At 62.7% G+C, this 13,285-nt stretch carries 12 protein-coding genes; 9 read left to right on the forward strand and 3 right to left on the reverse strand.

Going from position 1 to position 13,285, the window contains the following annotated elements:
- Positions 1-24: 24 nt before the first annotated feature.
- Both QEN71_RS11795 and QEN71_RS11800 read left to right on the forward strand, forming a co-directional pair.
- Positions 25-1,029 (forward strand): NrtA/SsuA/CpmA family ABC transporter substrate-binding protein, encoded by a 1,005-nt coding sequence (locus QEN71_RS11795; protein WP_201658206.1) that lies wholly within the window; start codon positions 25-27, stop codon positions 1,027-1,029.
- Positions 1,030-1,041: 12 nt separating this feature from the next.
- A complete protein-coding gene (locus tag QEN71_RS11800; protein WP_201658208.1) occupies positions 1,042-2,280 on the forward strand; it encodes an acyl-CoA dehydrogenase family protein in 1,239 nt (412 codons plus the stop codon).
- 61 nt (positions 2,281-2,341) lie between these two features.
- Here the strand turns inward: QEN71_RS11800 and QEN71_RS11805 are convergent, their stop codons facing one another.
- Entirely contained in the window at positions 2,342-3,403 is a 1,062-nt protein-coding gene (locus QEN71_RS11805; RefSeq protein WP_201658210.1) for an LLM class flavin-dependent oxidoreductase, read from the reverse strand.
- Between the two features lie 290 nt (positions 3,404-3,693).
- Between QEN71_RS11805 and QEN71_RS11810 the strand changes: the two genes are divergently transcribed.
- Genes QEN71_RS11810 through QEN71_RS11825 form a run of 4 tightly spaced genes read left to right on the forward strand, consistent with a single transcriptional unit; the run spans position 3,694 to position 7,797 of the window.
- A complete protein-coding gene (locus tag QEN71_RS11810) occupies positions 3,694-4,770 on the forward strand; it encodes an LLM class flavin-dependent oxidoreductase (protein ID WP_201658213.1) in 1,077 nt (358 codons plus the stop codon).
- A gap of 11 nt (positions 4,771-4,781) precedes the next feature.
- Positions 4,782-5,597 (forward strand): class II aldolase/adducin family protein, encoded by an 816-nt coding sequence (locus tag QEN71_RS11815; RefSeq protein WP_201658216.1) that lies wholly within the window; start codon positions 4,782-4,784, stop codon positions 5,595-5,597.
- Positions 5,597-6,193, forward strand: coding sequence for a cysteine dioxygenase family protein (locus QEN71_RS11820; RefSeq protein ID WP_290468247.1), 597 nt, complete (start codon positions 5,597-5,599; stop codon positions 6,191-6,193). Before QEN71_RS11815 ends, QEN71_RS11820 begins: the two co-directional genes overlap by 1 nt.
- Positions 6,190-7,797 (forward strand): rhodanese-related sulfurtransferase, encoded by a 1,608-nt coding sequence (locus tag QEN71_RS11825; RefSeq protein WP_201658218.1) that lies wholly within the window; start codon positions 6,190-6,192, stop codon positions 7,795-7,797. Before QEN71_RS11820 ends, QEN71_RS11825 begins: the two co-directional genes overlap by 4 nt.
- Positions 7,798-7,803: 6 nt before the next feature.
- On the opposite strand, the gene QEN71_RS11830 is transcribed toward QEN71_RS11825, so the two are convergent.
- A complete protein-coding gene (locus QEN71_RS11830) occupies positions 7,804-8,715 on the reverse strand; it encodes a LysR family transcriptional regulator (protein ID WP_201658220.1) in 912 nt (303 codons plus the stop codon).
- 190 nt (positions 8,716-8,905) lie between these two features.
- On the opposite strand from QEN71_RS11830, the gene QEN71_RS11835 reads away from it, so the two are divergent.
- From QEN71_RS11835 to QEN71_RS11845, 3 genes are read left to right on the forward strand one after another with little or no spacing between them, the layout of a single operon-like run.
- Positions 8,906-9,862 (forward strand): ABC transporter substrate-binding protein, encoded by a 957-nt coding sequence (locus QEN71_RS11835; RefSeq protein WP_201658222.1) that lies wholly within the window; start codon positions 8,906-8,908, stop codon positions 9,860-9,862.
- Between the two features lie 7 nt (positions 9,863-9,869).
- Complete coding sequence (locus tag QEN71_RS11840; protein WP_201658224.1) at positions 9,870-11,096, forward strand: acyl-CoA dehydrogenase family protein; 1,227 nt, start codon at positions 9,870-9,872, stop codon at positions 11,094-11,096.
- Positions 11,093-12,196 carry an LLM class flavin-dependent oxidoreductase gene (locus QEN71_RS11845; protein WP_201658226.1) on the forward strand — a complete coding sequence of 368 codons (1,104 nt, stop codon included), beginning with the start codon at positions 11,093-11,095 and terminating at the stop codon, positions 12,194-12,196. Before QEN71_RS11840 ends, QEN71_RS11845 begins: the two co-directional genes overlap by 4 nt.
- A 52-nt stretch (positions 12,197-12,248) precedes the next feature.
- On the opposite strand, the gene QEN71_RS11850 is transcribed toward QEN71_RS11845, so the two are convergent.
- Positions 12,249-13,283, reverse strand: a complete 1,035-nt coding sequence (locus tag QEN71_RS11850) for an ABC transporter substrate-binding protein (RefSeq protein WP_201658228.1) — start codon at positions 13,281-13,283, stop codon at positions 12,249-12,251.
- Between the last annotated feature and the right edge of the window lie 2 nt (positions 13,284-13,285).

Below are 13,285 nucleotides of genomic sequence, written 5' to 3' on the forward strand. Positions count from 1 at the left end.
TCACACGCCAAGGATAAGATCAGAATGAGTGATATCTCGCAGAGCCGCCGCCAGTTGTTGCGCGCGGCGGGTGGACTGCTGGCGGGCGCCGCCGCCGGCAGCCTGATTCCAGCGTACGCAGCCGAGCCGCGCAAGCTGACGCGCAATACCGATACCGTGCGCATCGGCTGGGGCTACGGCAGTCTGCCCGACATCGCAAAGCAACGCGGCGTCTTCGAGAAGACACTGGCCGCAAAAGGCATCAAGGTCGAATGGATCGGGCCGTTCCCGAATCACGCGCCGTCGATTCAGGCTGTCGTAGGCGGCAGCGCGGACTTCGGCTTCTGGGGCTCGACGACGCCCGCGCTGGCCGCGATGCTGGCGGGTTCGCCTATCGTCTTCACCGCATTCGACGTGTACTCACCTCGGTCGACGGCCATCATCGTCAAGAAGTCGAGCGGCATTCAATCCGTCGCCGATCTTGCGGGACGCAAGGTCGCCGTGAATCGCTCGGGACTCGGCGAGTTTCTGCTGATCGCGGCGCTCGAGAAGCATCATGTCGACCGCGACAAGGTGCAGTTCGTCTATCTGAATCCACCCGATGCCGCGCCCGCTTTCGCGCAAGGCAGGATCGATGCATGGTCGATGTGGTCGCCCGGCGTCGACATCGCGCGCTTCTCGAACGACGCAAAGGATATCTTCAATGAAGGACGCGACCTCGATTTCCTGATCGACTACAGTTCGCTCGTAACGCGTCGCAAGTTCGTCGAAGAGAATGCCGAGCTGATCCGCGCGGTGATTGACGCGTATTACGTCGAAGGCGCATGGCAATCTGCACATTCCGCCGAATCCGAAGCGCTCGTGCAGCGCGAAGCAAAGTATCCCGACCAGGTGCGCGATTACCTCGCAAGCCTCAAGCGCGTCAATCAGTTCCACGAACCCGATGACGCCGCCTTTATCGCGCAGTTTCAACGCGCCGCCGACTGGCTCGCGGAACGGAAGATCATCAACTCGCGCATCAAGGTCGCGGACTACAGCGTCAAAGTTTAAAGAGGCTCGCGCATGGGCGATACAAAAACGGCTAACGGCGGCACGCGACTTGTTTCGGTGCAGTCCGCGCAACTCGGATTCAACGAAACAATCAGCGCCATCGCGGAGACCGCAGCGGAAAGGGAACGCGAAAGTCGCCTGCCCCACGAAGAAATCGCGCGGCTCAAGTCACTCGGTTTTGGTGCACTGCGCCTGCCTGTCGAATCTGGCGGACATGGATTGTCATTGCGCGAAATGTTCGTCGTCGCGCGCGACATCGCAGCCGCCGATTCCAATCTTGCGCACGCGTTTCGCAATCATTTCTGGCAGGTCGAAGCCGCGCTCAGACGGTGCGACCACCCCTTTCATGAGCATGTTCTGAGGTTGACGGGGCAAAGAAAGACTATCGGCCTCAGCTTCACCGAAACCGACGCAGCCGCCGCTGGCGCGCGTGCGAGCCGCGTGCTGAGCCGGCTCGAATGGGACGCGACACGCGACGCCTATGTCGGCTCGGGCGACAAGGTCTATGCAACGGGCAACCTGTTCAACGACGCGTTCGTCGGCCTCGCGATCGAAAGCCGCGCGGGCCGTACCGTGCAGTATCTGCTCGAACGCAGCTCGGGAGTCAGCGATGACGACGACTGGCAAGGATTCGGCCAGCGCATGACAGGCTCGGGCACAGCACGATTTCGCGCGGTCACGGTGCCCGCCGCGCATGTGTATCCCGCCGATCCGCCACGATCCGACGACGCCGCGCCCTGGGGCTTCACATTCCACCAGGTGTATCTGACGAATTGCATTGCAGGCATCGCGCGGCGAGTCGCCATCGACGCCGTAGAAGTCCTGCGCACACGCAGGCGCAACTACTACCACGGCGATGCCACGCATCCGGCCGAAGAGCCGGTGCTTCAGGCTCTGCTTGGCCGTATTCGCGCGTATTCGGCGAGCGTCGAAGCGACGGCAGATCGTGCGATCGACGCATTGCAGCGCGCCTGGGACAGCTTTGATACTCCCAACGAATACGATGCGACGCTTGCGGCAACGCTGTCGGCTAGTGAGGCAAAAGTCGTCATCGACGATCTCGCGCCGCAGATCGCCAGCTGGCTCATCGATCTCGGCTCAGGCTCCGTCGTCTCCCGCGCGGGAGCGCTGGACCGGCACTGGCGCAATATCAAGGTCATCGCTTCGCACAATCCACGGCTTTACAAGGAGAAGCTGCTCGGGCAAAACGCATTGACAGGTCAGCTTCCGCCGACCGGGGCTTTTTTCTGATTCCGAGAGCATGCTGAGGACGGCACGCATCGATGTGAATCAAGCGTGAGCCGTCCGGCGTCTAAGCGGACAGCAGCCGGCGAACTCGCGGCACGACTTCTTCCGCGAAGCTGCGCATATCCGCCTCGAAAGGCTGGAACTGAAGCATGAACAGCTCGATACCCGCGCGATGAAACGCCGCGATGCGCTGCGCGACCGTGTCGTAATCGCCGACGAGTCCCGCTGCCGTGCCTCCGTTCGATCCAACACGAGCCGATCGAGCAAAGGTTTGAATCATGACCACGTTCGGATCGATGTTCGCCTTGTGACGCTCGCGCAGCGGCTTGTCGAGTTCGGCGAGCTCGAACAGGTGTTCGAGATGAACATCCGCCTGTGCCTGCGTTTCGCGTGCAATCACGAATGCCGACAGGCCAAACCGCAACGGCTCGTGTCCGCCTGGGCGCTTGCGGGCGGAAACATCGGCGATCAGGCGTGCGACATCCTCGTATGGCTGGCCATTGATGAACCACACGTCGCCGTGCGCGGCGACCAGCGAGCGGGCCGGCTCCGACTCGCCGCCGACGTAGATACGCGGACGTGCGCGAAACGGATCGGCGGGATGCAGTTGATAGCCATCGATGCGGAAGTGATCCCCCCGATGATCGACAGTCTCGCCGCGTAATAGCGCGTCCACTACGGAGATCCATTCGCATCCGTACGCGTAGCGTTCGTCGTGCTCTGCAAAGCCGATTCCCGCTCGTTCCAGTTCCGGCCGATTCCACGCGTTCACCAGATTGATTGCGAAACGCCCGCCGCTGATGTGCTCGATCTGCTGCGCCATCTTCGCGAGCACGACAGGGTGATAGAGATAAGGCTTGATCGCCGCGATGATTTCGATGCGCGACGTGAGCGCCGCCAACGCGGCCGACGATGTCCACGCTTCCAGTTGATCGAGCGCGGGATCGTGCGGATTGACCGTGTGCTGCGCGACGAGCACCGAGTCATAGCCCAGGCGCTCGGCTTCGAGTACAAGTGCCTTGTTGCGCGCCCAGGAGGCATCGTAGGGCTCGTCAGGGTCCTGGAGCGCTGCACGACTTCCGTGCACGAGCGCCCAGACGCCGAAGCGAGGTGAATTGGCTGACATTGTTTCGAGAAGCAGAGAGCCTATCTAAAAGAATGCCCATGCTAACGCTGCCTGCGTGCCCGCCGATCTAATTTCTACCGATATGGTATTGCCTGAAAATCATTAAGCCGTCGACGCTAAATCGCGCCGCCGGACAACATGCACATCCTATATGTTTATCTGAATTTACTATTTAGCCCCCGCATAACGCAGTGTTAGCCTCGACGGAATCGTCCACTGACGCGCGTTCATCGTTGCGTCTGTTGCGGCAAGCATTTCTCCATCGAAACGGATTTCCGCAAGGAGCTAACATGAGCGTCGAATTCATCGGCATGATCCAGCAGCGCAAGGTATCGGAAACGCATCTTCCGCAAGGCCCCGCTATCGACACCGACTACGTGCGCGCCTTTGCGCAGGCGCACGAGACTGCCGGCTTCGATCGCATCCTGGTTCCGCACAGTTCGACGAGCCCCGATGCGACGATCACGATTGCTTATGCGGCGAGCGTGACATCGAAGGTGCATTTCATGCTCGCGCATCGTCCCGGCTTCGTCGCGCCGACACTCGCGGCCCGGCAGATCGCCACGCTCGATCACTTCTCAGGCGGACGGCTTGCCGTGCACTTCATCTCCGGCGGCAGCGACGAGGACCAACGGCGCGACGGTGACTTCCTGAGTCACGACGAACGTTACGCACGCACCGACGAATATCTGCAGATTTTGCGTCGCGTGTGGACGGAAGATCAACCGTTCGATCATGAAGGCCGCTTTTACCGCGTGGAAAAGGCCTTCTCCGAGGTCAAGCCGAAGCAGTCGCCGCATGTGCCAATCTATTTCGGTGGTGCATCGGAGCCTGCACTGGCCGTCGCGGGCAAGCACGCCGATGTCTACGCGCTGTGGGGCGAATCGAAACAGCAGGTCCACGAACAGGTGACGCGCGTGCGGGCGGAAGCCGCAAAACATGGCCGCAGCGTGCGCTTCTCCGTGTCGTTCCGACCGATCCTCGCCGCGACGGAAAAGGTCGCATGGGAGCGCGCGGAACACATCCTCGACGAGACGCGCCGCTTGCGTGTCGAACAGGGTTTCTCGCGCGGCGGTCCGCAACAGAGCGAAGGCGCACGTCGCCTGCTCGCTGCATCAGGTGAAGGCGTGCGCGCGGACGAGCGTCTCTGGACCGCTGTGGCGAAGGAGATCGGCGGACGCTCGAATTCGACAGCACTTGTCGGCACGCCTGCTCAGGTTGCACAGACGCTTGCCGAATATCATGAACTCGGCGTCACGACCTTCCTGATTCGCGGCTTCGATCCATTAGAAGACGCCATCGACTATGGCCGCGAACTGATTCCCGCGACCCGCGAACTCACGTCCCGCGCACGCCGCGCCGCCTGACAGGAGCGATCATGAGCACCGTACTCGCCGATCAACCGTCGCTCGCACGGCGCGACACGCCCGTGCGCAAGTTCTGGTTCGACGATGAACAGGAATCGCAGCGCTCGCTTGCAGAAGAACGTCTGCATCGTCAGCAACGTCTCGCGGGCGCGTTTCGGCTGTTCGCACGATACGGCTTTGCGCAAGGGCTCGCGGGCCATATCACCGCGCGCGACCCCGAATGGACCGATCACTTCTGGGTCAATCCGCTGGGTCGGCATTTCGGCCGCATGCGCGTGTCGGATCTGCTGCTGGTCAATCGCGACGGCGAGATCGTCGTCGGCGATGGTCCCGTGAATCAGGCGGCATTCGCCATTCATGCGGCGATTCACGAGGCGCGCCCCGATGTCGTCGCAGCCGCGCACACGCATTCGCTGTATGGCAAGGCTTGGTCGACGCTCGGCCGCAAGCTCGATCCGCTGACACAGGACTCGTGCGCGTTCTACGAGGACCACGCGCTGTTCGATGATTTTCGCGGCGTCGTGCTCGATACAACGGAAGGCGCGCGCATCGCAGAAGCGCTCGGTTCGCGCAAGGCTGTGATCCTGAAGAATCATGGCATCCTGACCGCAGGTCCAACAGTCGAAGCGGCTGCATGGTGGTACATCGCGCTCGACAACGCATGCCACGCTCAACTGCTTGCGGAAGCGGCAGGCACGCCGCAGCCGATTCCTCACGATATGGCGGACCTCACGCATCAGCAGGTCGGCCGAGCAAACGGTGCGCGTCATGCGTTCGACAGCCTGTATGAAGGGCTGATCGAAAGCGAACGGGAATTGCTCGACTGATGGCCATTCACAAACTGCGGCACTTTGTCGGAGAGATTGCAGAACTCATCGATGCCGGCGTCGATGAAGCCGGGTTGCTCGATCAGGGCGCGCTTGCGCTGCGCGAACTGATTCGCGTCGACGACTGGCTGCCCGATGCCTACACGCAGCCGTCCGCCGAACGCTATCAGCAATTTCTGCTCTACGCCGATGCACGTCAACGCTTTAGCGTCGTCAGCTTCGTCTGGGGTCCGGGCCAGCAGACGCCGATTCACGATCACACCGTGTGGGGACTCATCGGTGTGCTGCGCGGCGCGGAACTTGCGGCACCCTATGCCCGCAACGACGACGGCACGCTGCGTGTGGTGGGCGCCGAAGAGCGTCTCGATGCGGGCGATGTCGAAGCGGTGTCGCCCACCATCGGGGATATCCATCGCGTGCGCAATGCCTACGACGACCGCACGTCCGTCAGCATCCACGTTTATGGCGCGAACATCGGAGCGGTGCGCCGCTCCACGTATCCGCCAAACGAGCGGCCCAAGCCGTTTATTTCAGGTTATTCGAACGACACGCTCCCCAACCTGTGGGATCTCAGCAAGGAACCGCATCTGCCATGACGTCATATCCCGTCCGCACGTATGAAGACGTGCGCGAAGCGCTGCTTGAGCGCCGCGAAATCGCGCTGCTCGATGTGCGCGAAGAAGACCCGCACGCACAGGCTCATCCGCTTTTCGCCGCGAATTTCCCGCTGTCGAAGATCGAACTCGATGCGTACACCCGTTTGCCGCGCCGCGACGTGCCCATCGTGCTGTTCGACGCTGGCGAAGGACTTGTGACGCGCGCCGCCGACAAGCTCGCTTTGCTCGGCTACACGCAGATCGCGCTGCTCGCGGGCGGACTCGATGGATGGATTCGCGCAGGCGGCGAAGTGTTTCGCGACGTCAATGTACCGAGCAAGGCATTCGGCGAATTCGTCGAAGCGCAGCGGCATACGCCCTCGCTTTCCGCCGAGGCGGTCGGAACCTTGCTCGAAAACGGCGACGATGTCGTCGTACTCGACGCGCGCCGCTTCGACGAGTATCAGACGATGAATATTCCCGGCAGCATCAGCGTGCCCGGCGCGGAACTCGTGCTGCGTGCCCGTGCGCTCGCGCCAGACCCAAAGACGCGTGTCATCGTCAATTGCGCGGGACGCACGCGCAGCATCATCGGCACGCAATCGCTGGTCAATGCCGGGCTGCCCAATCCCGTCGCAGCGCTGCGCAACGGCACCATCGGCTGGACACTCGCGGGGCAGACGCTGGAACACGGCAGCAACCGCCAGTTCGATGCCGAGGCCGGTTTCGATCGGACGAACCTCGTTGCGTCGCGCGCCGCAGCGCGCGCGCTCGCCGACCGCGCAGGCGTGCAACGCACGACGCTCGATGAAGCCACCAGTTGGGCGTCTGACCCGTCGCGCACCACCTATCGCTTCGACGTGCGCACCCCGACTGAATACGAACGCGCGCATGCATCGGGATTCCAGGGCGCACCAGGCGGCCAGCTGGTGCAGGAGACGGACATGTTCGTACCCGTGCGCGGCGCACGCGTCGTGCTGTTCGACGACGAAGGCGTGCGCGCCAACATGACGGGCTCGTGGCTCGCGCAGATGAATATCGACGTCTACGTGATCGACGATGCCGCCGAACATCATCTGACTGCCAACGGCGCATGGCGCGGCGCCAAGCCGGAACCGGCGCATACACCCGCCCTGTCCGCCGACGAACTCGCCTCGCTGCTCGCCAATCCATCGAGCGGCACCGTTGTGATCGACGTCACGTCGAGCGCCAATCACGTAAAGGCGCATATTCCGGGCGCGCACTGGATCGTACGTTCGCGCCTGTCCAACGAGGTGGGCGATCTGCGCACGTTGCCCGATGCGAAACGCTACGTGGTCACCTGCGCGACCAACGCGCTCGCACCGTTCGCGGCGCCCGAAGTCGCCGCACTAACCGGTAAGCCCGTGCATCTGCTGGAGGGCGGCACATCGGCGTGGATACGTGCGGGCTTTCGGACCGAATCGGGAGACGCCCAGCTCGTTTCGCCGCGTATCGATCGCTATCGTCGTCCGTATGAAGGCACCGACAATGCGCGCGAAGCGATGAACGCCTATCTGGAATGGGAATATGGCCTCGTCGCGCAACTCGATCGCGACGGCACGCATGGCTTTTTCGTGGTCTGACCGGGATCAGGCGGCGCGTGACAGACGTGCCGCCTTGAAGCTCTGTTCGACGCTTTCCGCGAGCACTGCCAGCGCGGACTGCATCTTGCCCAACGCACGCGAGCGTACGATCCACACGGCAATTTCTGGTTTGAAGTCAGTGATCTGAACCACGTCGAGTTGCGCTGCATGCACGCTGTTGCGCAGCAAGGGCAGCGGAACCAGCCCCAGGCCTACGCCGTCGGCGACAAGCCCGAGCTGCAATTCGGTGCCGAGCGTTTCGAGGTTGAGCCTCAACGTGTAGCCTTGTGACGCGAGCGCCTGCTGCAAGCCCGCGCGAAAACCGCAGCCATCGGGATTCAACACCCAGCCATACGCCTGGCATTCGGCGAGCGTATGCGCGCGCTTCTTCAGGCTGCCTTTTTGCGCAACAACAGCCAGCTTCAGTTCGCCGAGCGTTTCGCCCGTTAGGGTATCGGGCAACGTACGGTTGGCCGGCAGCAGCACGATTGCGGCATCCAGTTCTCCTTCATCGACTCTCTGTAGCAGCGGATTGCCCCATCCCGTCGACACGCGCGCCTGCAACTCGGGATGCGCACTTCGCAGCGCATGGAGAGCCTTCAGCATGGCCACATCGGCGACCGTCTGCGCGACGCCGAGTCGCAATACGCCCGCCAGCGGTGCGTCGTCCGCGACCAGATGCCTGAGCGCGTCCACCTCGCGCACGATGGCGCGGCATTGCTCGAAAACGACGCGGCCCATCGGCGTCGTCTTCAGCGGTTTCGTATTGCGATCGAGCAGCTCGACGCCGAGCGCCTCTTCGAAGTTCTGGATGCGGCGCGTCACGGCAGGTTGCGTCAGCGCGAGCGAATCGGCGGCCTGACTCAGCGACTGGCTGCGCACGACGGCAACGAACGCCTCGATTTCATCGAGTTTCATGGATGGTCTTGTCGTTTGATGAAGTGTTGGTGGAGCACACCTTAGCGTGCCAACGCCCGCGGGCTCAAGCGGCACTTCCAGCTTTCCGTTTTCCTATTGCGCATATTAACAAAGAAGAACAATGCGTTTGCCTTATAAAACCTGCGACCGTATCGTGTGTTTTCAGTCACCACTTCCTCCCGCGCAACTCATGCATTTCTTTCCCAATCGATTCCTGCAAAGACTCTTTTGTCTTTTATTCGGCGCGATCGTCGTGACCGGCTCGCATATTGCGCTGGCCGACACGACGCTGAAAGTCGGCGACCAGCAGTTGCAGACGCGCGGCATGCTCGAAGCGTCAGGCCAGTTGAAGGACGTGCCGTACAAGATCGAATGGTTCAACTTCCCCGCCGCGCAGCCGCTCGGAGAAGCCCTCAACGCGGGCGCAATCGACGTCGGCGGGCTTGGCGACGCGCCGCTGATCTTCGCCTACGCAGCGGGTGCCAGAGTGCGCGCGGTGGCGGCAACACGTTCGACGCCGACCGATCTCGCGATCATCGTGCCCGACGCATCGCCGATCAGAACGGCCGCCGATCTCAAGGGCAAGCGCATCGCGACCACGCGCGGCTCGATCGGCCATTACCTCGCGATTGCAACGCTCGAACGCGCGGGCATCAAACTCTCGGATGTGTCGCTGCGCTTCATGCAGCCTGCCGACGCAAAAGCAGCGCTCGCGTCCGGCAACGTCGACGCGTGGTCCACGTGGGACCCGTATGTCGCGCTCGCCGAGCAGCGCGATCACGATCGCAGCATCGCGAATGGCGTCGACCTGTCTTCCGGCCTCAGCTTCCAGGCCGCGACGGAAACGTCCATCAAAGACAAGCATGCCGAAATCGCCGATTTCCTCAAGCGCGTCGCGGCCGGCCAGCGCTGGGCGCTCTCGCATCCGGACGAAGTGGCCGCAATGCAATCGAAGGTGACGGGCTTGCCGCCCGAAGTTCTGAAGACCGTATACCAGCGGGCGCAACTGCATCCCGTCGTCATCGACGATGGCCTTATCGCCGAACAGCAAAAGACGGCCGATCTCTATCACCGTGCGGATGTGATCAAGACGCGTCTCGATGTCACGAAGAGTTTTGACCGGCAATTTCCGCTTAACGCACAGTGAACCGACCATGACCAGCCGTCACCCCGATAGCGCGCTTGCCGATGTAGAACGCGACGGCGATGCGCTCGAAGCACTCGCGGATCTCGACAGCCCGCAAGCCGATGCATGGCTCGCCGCGCTCACCGCCGAATTCAGCGCAGGCGCCGCCGCGCTCGATGCGGGCCCGAGCTTTCCACACGAAAATCTTGCCCGCTTGCGTCGCGCCGGTCTGCTTTCGCTGACCGTGCCGCGCGCGCTCGGCGGACGCGAAGCCACGCTTGCACAGGCGCTCAAGGTCATTCGCGCCGTCGCTCGGGGCGAACCTTCGACCGCGCTGATTCTCGTCATGCAATGCCTCTACCATTTGCGTCTGCAAGCCAATCCAAACTGGCCACTCGCGCTGAAACAACGCATTGCGCGCGATGCCGTCGAACGCGGCGCCCTGATCAACTCGTTGCGCGTCGAGCCCGAACTCGGCTCACCGTCGCGTGGCGGTCTGCCCGCAACGGTTGGGCGCAGCGAAGGTGATCACTGGATACTGAACGGCCGCAAGCTGTATTCGACGGGCAGTCCCGGCCTGACGTGGTTCGCCGTCTGGGGACGCACGGACGAAGCGGCGCCGCGCGTTGGCACATGGCTCGTTCATCGCGACACGCCAGGCGTGCGTTTCGGCGAGCCGTGGAATCATCTGGGCATGCGCGCGACGGGTAGCCACGAAGTGATCTTCGACAACGTGCGTGTCCCGTTCGAACAGGCCGTCGATCTTCAACCTCCGGGCCCCGCGAACGGCATGGACCCGGTGACGAGCGTGTGGATGAACGTGTTGCTGCCATCGATCTACGACGGCGTCGCACGCGCCGCGCGCGACTGGTTCGTGCAGTGGGCAGCGCAACGCGTGCCTTCGGGACTGAACGCCCCGCTATCGACGCTCGACAGTTTTCAGCAGACAGTGGGACGCATCGACGCGCTGCTGTTCAACAACCGCATCCTGCTCGATACCGGCGCAGGCGGTCCGGTCAGCACAACGGAAGCGCCGACGATCAAGTATCTCGTCAGCAAGCACGCTATCGATGCCGTTGAACTCGCGCTCGAAGCGAGCAGCAACCCCGGCCTGAGTCGCAACAACGCATTGGAGCGTCATTATCGCGACGTGCTGTGCGCGCGCATTCACACACCGCAAAACGACACCGTGCTCGGCAATCTGGGCCGTGCCGCATTTACCACCACGTTACCCGCGAGGAGCGAACCCAGATGAGCGTCGAATTCATCGGCTATGTGAGCCATCAGGAAGCAAGCGAAATTCATTTGCCGAAAGGGCCCGCCGTCAATCCGCCGTACATTGCCGCCGTCGCGCAAGCGCATGAGTATGGCGGCTTCGACCGTGTGCTGATTGCGCATTCGAGCGCATCGCCCGACGGCTTTCAGATCGCTTCGTTCGTCGCGCAACAGACGAAGCGCCTCGGCATCCTTCTCGCGCATCGTCCGGGCTTCGTCGCGCCGACGCTCGCGGCACGTCAGCTCTCGACGCTCGATCATTTCAGCGGGGGACGCACGGCCGTCCACGTCATTTCGGGCGGCGACGACGTCGAGCAACAGCGCGACGGCGATTTTCTGTCGCACGACGAGCGCTATCGGCGCACGGACGAATATCTCGACGTCGTCAAACGTTCATGGACGAGTGACACACCGTTCGATCACGAAGGCGCCTACTATCGCGTCGCGGGTCACAAGTCGCAGATCCGTCCGCTGCAGCAACCTCATTTGCCTGTGTATTTCGGCGGCTCGTCGGACGCTGCAATCGAGGTCGCGGGCAAGCATGCCGACGTCTATGCGCTGTGGGGCGAATCGCTCGCAGCCGTCGAAGAGACGATTGCGAAGGTGCGTCGATCTGCTGCACGCCATGGACGGGAAGATCACATCCGCTTCAGCCTGTCGCTTCGCCCGATCATCGCCGCGACGGAAGATGCCGCATGGGCGCGCGCCGAGTCGATTCTGGAGCGTGCGAAAAATGTCGTCGCTGCCTCGCCGAATTTCACGCGCAGGCCGAAGGAGCCGAAGAATGTCGGCGCACTGCGTTTGCTGGCCGAGGCGGACAAGGGAAGCGTAGTCGACAGGCGACTGTGGACGGGAATCACTGCTCTCACGCGGGCTGCGGGCAACTCGACATCACTCGTCGGCACGCCGCAACAGGTCGCCGATGCGCTGCTCGAATATCACAAGCTCGGGGTGACGACTTTCCTGATTCGTGGATTTGATCCACTTGAGGATGCGCTTGCGTATGGACGAGATCTCCTGCCGCTCGTACGCGGCGCTGTCGCAGAGAAGAACACGACGCGAGAAGCCCTTACCGCTTAACCGCATTCTCCGTACACGCAACGCGCCGATGCCGGCGCGCTGCGTCCTTCCATCAGGCCAGCACGTCCGCAAACACCCGGGTCGCAAACCGGTCCGAGTTCGTCCCCGAATTCAGCACACCCACCGACTTCAGATCGTCCGCGTACAGCGAGATCTCTTTCCTGAACGCATCGCCCACGGGATGATGGTGATCCGTGTGGCTCTTCAACATCTCCGCCAGTTGCGCGACGTTTGCGCCGGGTGCATTCGGCGCGAAGATCGCCGCCGCCTCGGCGGGATGATTCGCGGTCCATTCGGTCGCTTCCAGCAGCGCCTGCGTCAGCGCCTGTGCCGTCGCGCGGTCCTTGCGGACGAGGGAGCCGCGCACGCCCAGCACGCAGCACACGCGGTTCGCGTACTCGCCGCACAGGTTGTTCGACACTTCCTGCAGATGATCGGCCTCGCGCAATGTCCAGATGGTCGGGTCGCCATCCGCGATCGCGTGCACTTCGCCCTTCTTCAGTGCTTCACCCAGCAGCGGCGCCGGATACTGGCGCCAGTGCACGTCGTTGTCGGGATCGACGCCGATCTTCTTGAGCGATATAGCAAAGAAGTTCTTCGCCGGGCTCGCCATATCGCTCACGCCGACGGTGCGGCCCTTCAACCCTTGCAAATCCACGATACCCGATGCGCGCGTCGCGAGCAGCCGCATGCAGCCGCCGTGGATGCCCGCCGTCAGCTTGACGTCGAAACCCTGCTCCAGGGGCTTGATCCAGCGCAGCGCCATGCCGACGCCCGCATCCGATTTGCCCGTTGCGATCGCTTCGAGCAGCTGGTCGGTCGAACCCGCGAAGTTGATCAGCTCGACCTGCAAGCCGTGCTTGCGGAAGAAGCCCTGTTGCACGGCGACGGGCACGGGCGCCGTGCAGATCGCGCCTGCATTCCATGAGAGTTTGAGCGGTTTCAATGCCTCGTCGGCGGATGCGCGTACGCCGGGCAGTCCGAACGTCGCGCCGCCGAGCGCCGCAGCGCCCACTGTCCATGCCGTGTTGCGCAGCCACGTGCGGCGCGCGGCGTTCGATGGTGTGTTGTCGTCTGCATGCTTCATCG

The organism is Paraburkholderia sabiae (assembly GCF_030412785.1).
Classification (GTDB): Bacteria; Pseudomonadota; Gammaproteobacteria; order Burkholderiales; family Burkholderiaceae; genus Paraburkholderia; species Paraburkholderia sabiae.

Excerpts from the sequence above, each read along its gene's own strand:
- QEN71_RS11795 (WP_201658206.1), top strand. The coding sequence starts at position 25 with ATGAGTGATATCTCGCAGAGCCGCCGCCAGTTGTTGCGCGCGGCGGGT.
- QEN71_RS11800 (WP_201658208.1), top strand. The coding sequence starts at position 1,042 with ATGGGCGATACAAAAACGGCTAACGGCGGCACGCGACTTGTTTCGGTG.
- QEN71_RS11805 (WP_201658210.1), bottom strand. The coding sequence starts at position 3,403 with ATGTCAGCCAATTCACCTCGCTTCGGCGTCTGGGCGCTCGTGCACGGA.
- QEN71_RS11810 (WP_201658213.1), top strand. The coding sequence starts at position 3,694 with ATGAGCGTCGAATTCATCGGCATGATCCAGCAGCGCAAGGTATCGGAA.
- QEN71_RS11815 (WP_201658216.1), top strand. The coding sequence starts at position 4,782 with ATGAGCACCGTACTCGCCGATCAACCGTCGCTCGCACGGCGCGACACG.
- QEN71_RS11820 (WP_290468247.1), top strand. The coding sequence starts at position 5,597 with ATGGCCATTCACAAACTGCGGCACTTTGTCGGAGAGATTGCAGAACTC.
- QEN71_RS11825 (WP_201658218.1), top strand. The coding sequence starts at position 6,190 with ATGACGTCATATCCCGTCCGCACGTATGAAGACGTGCGCGAAGCGCTG.
- QEN71_RS11830 (WP_201658220.1), bottom strand. The coding sequence starts at position 8,715 with ATGAAACTCGATGAAATCGAGGCGTTCGTTGCCGTCGTGCGCAGCCAG.
- QEN71_RS11835 (WP_201658222.1), top strand. The coding sequence starts at position 8,906 with ATGCATTTCTTTCCCAATCGATTCCTGCAAAGACTCTTTTGTCTTTTA.
- QEN71_RS11840 (WP_201658224.1), top strand. The coding sequence starts at position 9,870 with ATGACCAGCCGTCACCCCGATAGCGCGCTTGCCGATGTAGAACGCGAC.
- QEN71_RS11845 (WP_201658226.1), top strand. The coding sequence starts at position 11,093 with ATGAGCGTCGAATTCATCGGCTATGTGAGCCATCAGGAAGCAAGCGAA.
- QEN71_RS11850 (WP_201658228.1), bottom strand. The coding sequence starts at position 13,283 with ATGAAGCATGCAGACGACAACACACCATCGAACGCCGCGCGCCGCACG.